Raw genomic sequence first — 8,785 nt, forward strand, 5'->3', positions numbered from 1 at the left:
TCTCAGCAAGCGTGATGTCCCGATCATCGGTATCCACCAAGTCGAGAATAAACGTCTCGTGCGCGTCCAGCTTCGAGATTCTCGGCTTTCCCTGCCGGCCAGGTTCCAGGCTGCCGCTCGAACACCAAGTCCGATACCACGCGCCAGACGTCGAAATCCCAATCGAGAACCGGCGCGCGGCCTCCCGCGTCGACAGACCGGCCTCTATCGCTTCGACCACGCGCTTTCGTAAATCCAGACTGTAGGATCGCGCCATTCCAATGCTCCTTCCCCAAATCACTGCGATCAGGGAATCAGAACAAGCCGGTCAATGCAAACCCGCGACTCCGATTAAGGAAAAACCGCTCTAGGCTGGTGACGCCGGGATCAGGCTGCGAGTTCGAAGAGCTTCTTTGCCTTACCCTCCATGTCGAGCCGTACATCCTGGTGCTGCTTATCGCGCGCAACCCGTGTGATCCCTTGCACGAAATCGAAGATCGATTCAGGCGGCCGGCCTTCTTCCATCAGCACCGTGTCGATGATCTTGCCGGTCTCAGCCTTCGAAAAGCCGCGCTTGCGCAGGAATGCTGTTCGGTCTTCATCGTCGCGGGCAACGATACGCTCTCGCGCCGCCTTGATGCCGTTGACGAAGGGCGTGGGAGAGGAATCGGCGAACTGGATCAGGGCAGGCTCCGCCTCATAGGCGAAGCGCTGGGCCGCGAACTTGCTGTGCCGAATGGTGATCTCCTGAAAATCTTCGACGCCCCACAAATTTCTGTTTTGACATACGGCGCGCAGATAAAAGCTGGCGATGCCAAGCGTGCGGGCGCCGACCTCCGAGTTCCAACAATAAAACCCGCGGAAGAAGAGGTCCGGTTCACCATTCGGCAGCTTGCCGGCTTCTATCGGGTTCAGGTCGTCGACCAGGAAGAGAAAGACGTCGCGGTCCGACGCGTAGAGCGTTGTCGTGTCCTTCGAGACATCGACATTCGGGTTGTAAATGCCCGTCGACCAGTCGAGCACACCGGGCACCTTCCAGCGTGTATCGCCGGTGCCGTTGCCGGCGAGCTTCTGCACGGCCTCGACGAGTTCGTGGTCGAAGATACGCCCATAGTCAGGGCCGGTCACGGCACGCAGTTCGGTGCGGCCGTTTTCGAATTCAAACGTTTTGACCTGCTCGGCCCGGTGTGAGGTCAATCCGTATTGCAGATTAATGCCGGCGAGCGATGCCGGGAGCTGCCGCAGATAGGCGGCCGGCGCGCCGACCAGGCTGGCGAGTTGTCCGAATGACCAATGGGTCGGGGCGACTGGCCTGTCCGAGCCGGGGACCATCAGCGTCAGCCGTTCGGCATTTTCGCGGCTCGCTTCGACGCGGATGGCTTCACTCTCGACAATACGCGTCCGGCTGCGTTGCGACCGAGTCTTCACCGAATTATGCAGATCGGTGAGCGACAGGTATCGCTCATCGGCCGGCCTGTTGAACCATTCCGACGATACGCGGCCGATACGCTCACCGCGGCTGACGTCAATCTTGTAGCCGGCACGTGCGTTGCGCGCAGGCGATTGAATTTCGATCTGGGTCATGGGTTTGCTCCGTAGCGGACGCCAGAAGCCTCTCTCCCGGCCATTAGCCCGCCCCCGGAAAACCATCCGCCTCTCCCTCTGTCGGCACCAAGCGCCGCCGAATGGGGCGCCAACACCGCGGCAGGGACGCGCCCGAAGCTGACGATCGGCCGCCTCGTGGCGGGCCAGGCCGAGCGAAGGCCGTTGTCATTGGCGGCTCCTGCCTCTCAGGATCAGTGCTGCCAGGAGCCTGAGGCGAGTTTACATCCGCTACACGTCCCGCGATAGTGAAGCGTCATCCGACGACAAGGTGCTGGCGAGTAGAGGGGACCTATGGACGCAATCGAGCCTGCTTACGGGACCGTCACGCTTCTGCTGATCGCAGTGGCCGCGGTCCTTTTCCTGCTGGCGCTGATCCTGCACTATAAGTTGCACGCCTTCGTGGCGCTGGTACTCGTCAGTCTCATCACCGCCCTCGTCACCCGCATTCCCTTCGCGGACGTGGTGCCCACACTCCTCTCGGGCTTCGGCAGCACGCTCGCCACGGTCGCGCTGCTCGTCGGTTTTGGCGCGATGATTGGCCGACTGCTTGAAGTGACAGGCGGCGCTCAGGTGCTGGCGGACCGACTGATCGATCGCTTCGGCGAAGATCGCGCGCCCTTCGCACTCGGCATCGCCTCGCTCCTCTTCGGCTTCCCGATCTTCTTCGACGCGGGCCTCGTCGTGATGTTGCCGATTATCTTCTCTGTCGCCGCGCGCCTCGGCGGATCCGTGCTCACTTACGCCCTACCGGCTGCGGGTGCCTTCGCGGTCATGCACGCCTTCGTGCCCCCACACCCCGGACCGGTCGCTGCCGGCGAGCTGCTCGGGGCGGACATCGGCCTTCTCGTGCTGGTCGCGCTCGTGATCGGCCTGCCGACTTGGTATCTTGGCAGCTACCTCTACGGCCTCTGGGCGGGACGACGCTTCGTCCTGCCGGTGCCGAGCCTGCTCCTCGTCGAGCGCAAGCCGGATGCCGGACCGCCGCCCGAGTTTAGAACCGTGATGTTCGTTCTCCTCCTGCCGCTCGTTCTCATCTTTTTCAACACCGGGCTTGGCACGCTGACGACGACCGGTGCGATCGATGGAAGCACGACGTGGGTCAACCTCCTGAGGATGATTGGTCAGACGCCAGTGGCGCTGCTGATCACCGTCATCGTCGCGATGTGGCTGCTGCGCGGCGAGCATACCGGCAGCACAATCGAGGGGATCATGGACGGCGCCCTTGGCCCGGTCTGCGCCATCATCCTCGTCACCGGCGCGGGCGGCATGTTCGGGGGTGTCCTTCGGGCGAGCGGAATCGGCCAGGCGTTGGCCGACAGTCTCGACGCGCTCGGCTTGCCGCTGATCATCGCGGCCTTCGTCATCGCTACCGCGCTCCGGGTGGCGCAGGGCTCGGCGACTGTCGCCCTTACCACCACAGCCGGCCTGCTCGCCCCGACGGTCGCGGCTACGACGGGGCTGACCGCGCTCGACCTCTGCTTCCTCGTCATCGCCATCGCCTGCGGCTCGACCGTCCTGAGCCACGTCAACGACTCGGGGTTCTGGCTGGTCGGGCGTTTCCTCGAGATGGACGAGAAGACCACCCTCAAGACCTGGACCGTCATGGAAACGCTGCTCGGCTGTATCGGCTTCGCGTTCGCGCTCATCGGATGGTGGCTACTGTGAGCGTCGCGGACCTCCAGCACATCGTCGTCATGGGCGTCTCCGGTTGCGGCAAGAGCACAATCGGCACCGATATCGCAACGCGGCTCGGCTGGCCGTTCGACGAAGGTGATCGTTTCCATCTGCCCGCGAGCATTGAGAAGATGTCGGCGGGCATCCCGCTCGAGGACGCGGATCGCTGGCCGTGGCTTGAGAAGCTCGCGGGCTTCATAGGCGAGCACCAGTCGGCCGGTCGCTCGTCAATTCTCGCCTGCTCGTCGCTGAAGCGCGCCTACCGCGACCTCCTGCGTACCGGTGCGCCGCGGGTCCGTTTCCTCCACCTCGACGGCGACCGTGCGGTGCTCCAGGCGCGGCTCGATGCGCGCAAGGGTCACTTCTTCCCGCCCGACCTCCTCGCCTCACAGTACGCTACCCTTGAACCCCTCGGTCCGGACGAGGACGGAATTGTCGTCGATGTCGACCAGACGGTCGAGGCTCAGGTCGAAACTGCAATCCGCGAGCTGGGCATCGGGCCGCGTTGAACCTCCCACCCGGTCAGGAGGTCCGAAGACAAATCAGGCGGGCGCTGAGGAGAGAGGCGGTTAGAGTGTCAATCGGCAGCGAGTGGCGAGCTTGTCAAAGAGGATTGTGAGATTTGTGGAAGCCCACAGACCGACGCCCATCATGACGATTACAGTGAGCCGCTAAACGTACTCTGGCTTTCTCGGCAGCATCACATCCGACTGCATAACGGCGGTGAAGACCTGTTTTCAGGCATATTCCGCGATTACGATTGATCCCAAGGCCGGGCCGGCCCATTTCTGTTTGACCCCCGGATCCGAATCCCTCACGATCCCTCGCGCGGCGGACCGTCATGGGCGAACCGTCGGCCGGTGCGGGTCTCGGCAACGCCCAATCAACGGGTTCGCACCGGCCATCGGCTACCTCGCTGTCCAAGCATGACTGCCGCACGCCGACTGCTAGATTGACAAGAATAGACCTAACCCCATGCCCTCCAAACCCACCCTCATCTACAAATTGACGCCTGCCCAGATATCCTTCGTCGACCGTCTCGCGGCCTCGGAGGATGGAGCGTGCATGGACGCGCTGGATTATCGAGAAATCATGGCCTACCGGGAACTCCAAAAGCTAGGCATGGCAGACATGCAGGTTGGTTCGCGTCGCCGCGTAGCTATTATGCTGACCTATCTCGGACGGCAGGTCCGCGCCAATGGCTACGTCTCAAAGAAGCCAGTTGTCCGACTAACGGAGCCGCAGGTTGCTGCGCTCCGGTTCCTTGTAGGCGGACACAGACATTACAACGAGATCCCCGCGCACATGATCGACGTATGTCGCCGCATGGGGCTCCGCGGATGGGCGGAATGGGAGGAAGACGCCGGCGGCGGGTATCGGGTGAGGATCACGACCGAAGGGTGGCAGATTCTGAAGCTGGTGGATGTTCCTGTTAACACGAGAGTCGATTGACTCCCCTTTTTGCCCTGCCAAGATGGCGATGGGTTTAATGGGAGGGTGAAATAATGCCGAATTATCTAGTAAACAAAGAGGCTCAACTGACAGGTGAGCACGAAGTTCATGACACGACTTGTAATTATTTGCCGCTTTCGTGGAACAGGCAAGACCTTGGCTGGCATTCCGATTGCCACTCCGCCGTACGCGCGGCCAAGAATTTTTACACAAACGTAGACGGTTGTTATTGGTGTTCCAAGGCGTGCCACACTAGGTAGCTGCCCACCTTCGTTGGGTGACTGGCGCGGCCCTTCTTGACTCATCAACAGCCCGCCTTTCTAAATGGCGATGGTGTGGCGAGAGCCATCGTGCCCAGCCTACTCATCGATAAAGTCTTCAAAATAGCAGGGAATGAACGATGCATAAGTTTGAAATCTATAAAGACAAGGCCGGCGAGTACCGGGTCCGCTTCAAATACAACAGCGAAATTATGTTCTCGACGGAGGGCTATTCGAGCAAGGCAAGCGCGCAGAACGCCATTGATTCCATCAAGAAGAACGGTCCCGGTGCGCCGGTTGAGGACAATAGCTAACCTCAACTCATTTTCAGGCAAGTCCCAGTATAAGCTGGGGCCTTTTCGTATTGAAACGCAAAAAAGCCCGCGCATCCATTAGGACACGCGGGCGATCTATATTTTCAGATGGTTGTAGATCGGCGCACTATCCACTTGGGTATCTTGAGCGCCGATGCTGCTTTCGCCGCGGCCCTAACCCCCGAGGAAATGCAACAATTGTGCAGGACGCGGGTGACGACGGCTAGTCCCCATTAGGGCTAAATGCTGATCCCGCAGCCGGTTAAGGCTATGGGGCGACCATATTGTTGCGTCGGGAAGATGGTCAGGGAGGGCTGGTTGCGGATACTGGCGAAAGGCGGTTGCAACGCCCTCCTTGAATAGGAGAGACAATGTCGACAATCGTTGAGGACCTGCGCGCCGTTGCCGCTAACCCAGCCAGCCGGACAAAAGCCGAAGTGGTGGAAATCCTGCTTGCCGCTGCCGACCGGATCGAGTCGAAGCGTATCGTGATGGCAAGAATGAAACATGATTGCGAGAGCACCAGGCGAGCCGGCTAGGTCGACGTGACAGATGATCCGCGCATAGACACCATTGCCGCCAGCGACCTTTCATCGGCCGCAATCCTAGCCTCGCTCATCGGAATGCTGGGCGCAAAGGGCGTCATCTCCGACGAAGAAGTCCGCGAGGTCTACAAACAGGCGCTGTATCTGCTTGAGCAGCACCAGGCAACGGCGGCCCCCGAACTCGACAGGATCTACGCTGCGGCGCGGGAAGTGATTGAAGCGCAGCTGCGGTAGGATCGGCTTTCCGGCTCACGCGCAACACGTCGTCATTAGCCGAATCGCTCTGCCCTATGCGATCCAAGGCATAGCGGCGAACCGTATAGGCTAGCTACGCGGGTTGGCATCTCGGCAATGCTCCTTCGGGAGCGCCGGCCTACCTATTGTGACCAAGCGGCACGCTGCCTTTGTTTCTGCCGAGAGTTGTACGCACGACACGCGAAATGGAAAGCGATCAGATTATCGCCGCCACCATTGAATGTAGGAGACAGCAACAACGGAGGTAGCCGTGTAGAAGCCAATCTAATTCGTCTAACATACGTGTCGACGTTCTATCCGTTTGTGACCGACGACACGATTTCAGATCTCGTCGTCAAAGCGGCAGAGTTCAATCGAGAACACCACATCACCGGCGTTTTAGCCGTTGAAGATGCCCGGGTGTGCCAAATACTGGAAGGCCCTACCGAAGCCGTTGATGCATTCATCGCTTTGATCCAAAGAGATGATCGGCATCATACCGTGGTGCAGATCGAGCAGAGTTATCAGTAAATCCTAGTTCGAAGACTGGGGGATGGTGCGAAGGCAGATGGTCGATATGGTAACCTTCACGCTGACGAACTAATTTATCACGGACCTTGATCACCCGATCAGGCCAAAGCCGAGTTGAAAACACAAAAGCCCGCCGCCTCAATCAAGAGACAGCGGGCCTTATCTTATCGCGGGGGGGCATCTCGAATGAACGGTCCAGCCGCTCGGTCAGGCCGTCAATCCGATTGCCGGCACCTTCAATGGCGCGCATGACTTGAGCGGTCTACTCCGCCATACCGGCCTTCGAATGCGGCCTGTGCGCACCTATCTTCGATTCAATCGGGAGCAACACCTCCGACAAGACATGTCCCACTTGGACTGTGAACCATCAGCCGCTACTAGTTCGACATGGATCGGCTTGAATGCGTCAGAATGTTTGTCGCGGTGATGGAGGCGGGCAGCTTCGCCCGTGCCGCCGAACGATTGAGAACGAGCCCCGGACAAGCTTCAAAGCTTGTTTCGCGGCTGGAAGCGGAGCTCGGGGTGCGCTTGCTCAACCGAACCACCCGCGCACTTGCGGCAACCGAAGCGGGGCAGGCCTATTTCGAGCGCATGAGGGCTTTGCTCGCTGATTTCGACGCCGTCGAGGATGCCGTGCGCAACGTCTCCGGCACTCCGAGGGGACGATTGCGGATTACCGCGCCCATCTCCTTCGGTGCGACGCAACTGGCCCCGGTCCTGGTCGATTTCGCGCGGCAGTTCCCGCAGATCGAGATCGATGTCAGTTTCTCGGACCGGGTCGTCAGCCTAGTGGACGAAGGCTTCGATGTCGCAATCCGCATTGGCAACCCTGCCGATTCCAGCCTCATAGCCCGCCACCTATGTGAGGCGCGGATTGTGGTTTGTGCATCCGAGGCCTATTTGCGGGAACATCAGGAACCTGATGTGCCTGCCGATCTGGCTTCCCACGATTGCATCATCGACACGAATTTCCGCGAGCCGAGATTTTGGACCTTTCGCGAGCAAAACGGCAGCGAGACAGTCATCGAGATATCCGGCCGATTGCATTTCTCCAATGCCGACGTTGCGCTGACAGCCGCCGAAGCTGGGCTCGGCATTGCCCGAGCGCCAAGCTTTATAGCCGGCCCCCGCTTCCGTGACGGACGGCTCGTGCCGCTGCTGCGCGAATTCGAACCTAAGCCGCTCGCCATCTATGCCCTCTACCCGCCCGGCCGGCATCTGGCCATCAAGGTCAGGGTCTTCGTAGACTTCCTGATTGCCCACTACCGCAACGGACCGGAATGGGACAAAGGCTGGTAGCTCACCATTCATTCCAATATGGAATCAAACAACTGCTGTCTGTCAGGATAATATCTGAACAGGAAACCGACTATCTCCTTGCCATCGGCGCTGATCAATCGCGTCGCCCAAGGAGAGATCATCATGACCATTGCGATCATCGGAACCGGCAACATGGCCAAAGGCCTTGCCAGTGTATTTTCAAAGGCCGGCTATTTGGTCACGTTCGGTTCGCGCGATGCAGCCAAGGCCAGTGAAGCCGCTCGTGAACTGGGCGGCAATGTTTCTGGCGCTGACGTCGCGTCGGCAACCGACAATGCTGACATTGTCATTCTCGCTGTGCCGTTCGACGCAGCCGGCGATGCAATCACGGCGGCAGGCGGTCTTGAAGGCAAGATTGTCATCGACATCACCAACCCGTTGACTGCCGATTATTCGGGGTTGACCATCGGACATTCGACCAGCGCTGGCGAGGAAATCCAGAAGCTTGCGCCCAAGGCCAAGGTGGTCAAGGCGTTCAACACCATCTTCGCCTCGGTGCTGCAGGCGGGCGGCAAGGTTGGCGGCAAGCCCACCACCGTCTTCATCGCCGGCGATGATGAAGCCGCAACGCAAGCGGTCGAGGCGATCGTTGCCAAGTCCGGCTTCGTTCCGGTTCAGGTCGGCGGACTGAGTGTCGCGCGTTATCTGGAGCCGGTCGCCGGTCTCAACATCCAATTGGGTTACATGCGCGGGCTCGGCACCGACATCGCCCCTACCTGGCAGACTGCAGCAGCCTAACGTCCCAAATACAACCATCAGGAGTCACGAGCATGAACAACACCAACAACGCCAATCTAGTGCGTTTTCCGAATAATTTCGGTTACGTATCATAGCCAGCATGTGCGAACATGTTTTCGCATTCCTTTGGTGT

11 protein-coding genes are annotated in these 8,785 nt (G+C 59.8%); 9 read left to right on the top strand and 2 right to left on the bottom strand.

Going from position 1 to position 8,785, the window contains the following annotated elements; translation table 11 throughout:
- Positions 1-256 (bottom strand): IS630 transposase-related protein (locus ACX3P1_RS27195; protein WP_459082790.1); only part of this gene is annotated, 256 nt, incomplete at its 3' end.
- Positions 257-366: 110 nt separating this feature from the next.
- On the bottom strand, positions 367-1,563 hold the full coding sequence (locus tag ACX3P1_RS27200; protein ID WP_459082792.1) for a DUF932 domain-containing protein: 1,197 nt from the start codon (positions 1,561-1,563) through the stop codon (positions 367-369).
- A 312-nt stretch (positions 1,564-1,875) separates the two neighbouring features.
- Here ACX3P1_RS27200 and ACX3P1_RS27205 point away from each other — a divergent pair, with 312 nt between their 5' ends.
- The 9 genes from ACX3P1_RS27205 (at position 1,876) to ACX3P1_RS27245 (ending at position 8,652) form a co-directional block, all read left to right on the top strand.
- Positions 1,876-3,249 (top strand): GntP family permease, encoded by a 1,374-nt coding sequence (locus ACX3P1_RS27205; RefSeq protein WP_459082794.1) that lies wholly within the window; start codon positions 1,876-1,878, stop codon positions 3,247-3,249.
- Positions 3,246-3,767, top strand: a complete 522-nt coding sequence (locus tag ACX3P1_RS27210; protein WP_459082796.1) for a gluconokinase — start codon at positions 3,246-3,248, stop codon at positions 3,765-3,767. Before ACX3P1_RS27205 ends, ACX3P1_RS27210 begins: the two co-directional genes overlap by 4 nt.
- A gap of 556 nt (positions 3,768-4,323) precedes the next feature.
- Positions 4,324-4,710: a hypothetical protein gene (locus tag ACX3P1_RS27215; RefSeq protein WP_459082798.1), complete on the top strand. Its 387-nt coding sequence runs from the start codon at positions 4,324-4,326 to the stop codon at positions 4,708-4,710.
- A 400-nt stretch (positions 4,711-5,110) separates the two neighbouring features.
- On the top strand, positions 5,111-5,284 hold the full coding sequence (locus tag ACX3P1_RS27220; RefSeq protein WP_459082799.1) for a YegP family protein: 174 nt from the start codon (positions 5,111-5,113) through the stop codon (positions 5,282-5,284).
- A 371-nt stretch (positions 5,285-5,655) separates the two neighbouring features.
- Positions 5,656-5,823: a hypothetical protein gene (locus tag ACX3P1_RS27225; protein WP_459082801.1), complete on the top strand. Its 168-nt coding sequence runs from the start codon at positions 5,656-5,658 to the stop codon at positions 5,821-5,823.
- Positions 5,824-5,829: 6 nt separating this feature from the next.
- Positions 5,830-6,063, top strand: a complete 234-nt coding sequence (locus ACX3P1_RS27230; protein WP_459082803.1) for a hypothetical protein — start codon at positions 5,830-5,832, stop codon at positions 6,061-6,063.
- 117 nt (positions 6,064-6,180) lie between these two features.
- Positions 6,181-6,594 (top strand): BLUF domain-containing protein, encoded by a 414-nt coding sequence (locus ACX3P1_RS27235; RefSeq protein ID WP_459082805.1) that lies wholly within the window; start codon positions 6,181-6,183, stop codon positions 6,592-6,594.
- A 411-nt stretch (positions 6,595-7,005) separates the two neighbouring features.
- Positions 7,006-7,893: a LysR family transcriptional regulator gene (locus ACX3P1_RS27240; protein WP_459082807.1), complete on the top strand. Its 888-nt coding sequence runs from the start codon at positions 7,006-7,008 to the stop codon at positions 7,891-7,893.
- 123 nt (positions 7,894-8,016) lie between these two features.
- The gene (locus ACX3P1_RS27245; RefSeq protein ID WP_459082809.1) at positions 8,017-8,652 is read left to right on the top strand and encodes an NADPH-dependent F420 reductase; all 636 of its coding nucleotides are present in this window, start codon (positions 8,017-8,019) and stop codon (positions 8,650-8,652) included.
- Positions 8,653-8,785 lie beyond the last annotated feature (133 nt).

It is taken from the genome of Mesorhizobium sp. A623 (assembly GCF_054489405.1).

What these genes read in the sequence shown, in the direction of transcription:
- ACX3P1_RS27215 (WP_459082798.1), top strand. Translation starts at nt 4,324, where the DNA reads ATGGACGCGCTGGATTATCGAGAAATCATGGCCTACCGGGAACTCCAA.
- ACX3P1_RS27240 (WP_459082807.1), top strand. Translation starts at nt 7,006, where the DNA reads ATGTTTGTCGCGGTGATGGAGGCGGGCAGCTTCGCCCGTGCCGCCGAA.
- ACX3P1_RS27200 (WP_459082792.1), bottom strand. Translation starts at nt 1,563, where the DNA reads ATGACCCAGATCGAAATTCAATCGCCTGCGCGCAACGCACGTGCCGGC.
- ACX3P1_RS27220 (WP_459082799.1), top strand. Translation starts at nt 5,111, where the DNA reads ATGCATAAGTTTGAAATCTATAAAGACAAGGCCGGCGAGTACCGGGTC.
- ACX3P1_RS27245 (WP_459082809.1), top strand. Translation starts at nt 8,017, where the DNA reads ATGACCATTGCGATCATCGGAACCGGCAACATGGCCAAAGGCCTTGCC.
- ACX3P1_RS27205 (WP_459082794.1), top strand. Translation starts at nt 1,876, where the DNA reads ATGGACGCAATCGAGCCTGCTTACGGGACCGTCACGCTTCTGCTGATC.
- ACX3P1_RS27225 (WP_459082801.1), top strand. Translation starts at nt 5,656, where the DNA reads ATGTCGACAATCGTTGAGGACCTGCGCGCCGTTGCCGCTAACCCAGCC.
- ACX3P1_RS27235 (WP_459082805.1), top strand. Translation starts at nt 6,181, where the DNA reads ATGCTCCTTCGGGAGCGCCGGCCTACCTATTGTGACCAAGCGGCACGC.